The sequence below is a fragment of the Methylobacterium sp. D54C genome (assembly GCF_053345595.1).
The window spans coordinates 1-301 of the sequence record NZ_JBKFAK010000206.1; the positions used below are offsets into that span (position 1 = coordinate 1).

Sequence of the window (301 nt, forward strand, 5' to 3'; positions counted from 1 at the left end):
GCCCGGCGAGGCCGCCTAGGCCTCAGCCGGCCCGCGCCGGGTCGGCCTCGCAGAGCACCCGCGCGAAGGCGTTGGCGATGGTCAGCGCGTCGTACTCGACCGAGACGAGCTGGTAGCCCATCCCGACCATCTCCCGGGCGCGCGCCGGCGACGGCGCGAAGGCGCAGGGGATCTTGCCCGCCGCCCGGGTCTTGCGCGCGATCTCCCCGAGGCCCGCCGTGACCGCCGATCCCAGCGGGTCGATGGCCGCCCCCTTGGACAGGGCGATCGACAGGTCGGCGGGGCCGACCAGGACGCCGTC

The 301-nt window shown here is 76.4% G+C and carries 1 pseudogene; it reads right to left on the bottom strand.

Annotated features, from left to right (window positions below):
- Positions 1-22: 22 nt before the first annotated feature.
- Positions 23-301, bottom strand: a pseudogene (locus ACLBYB_RS33185) (hydroxyacid aldolase); the annotation flags it as partial.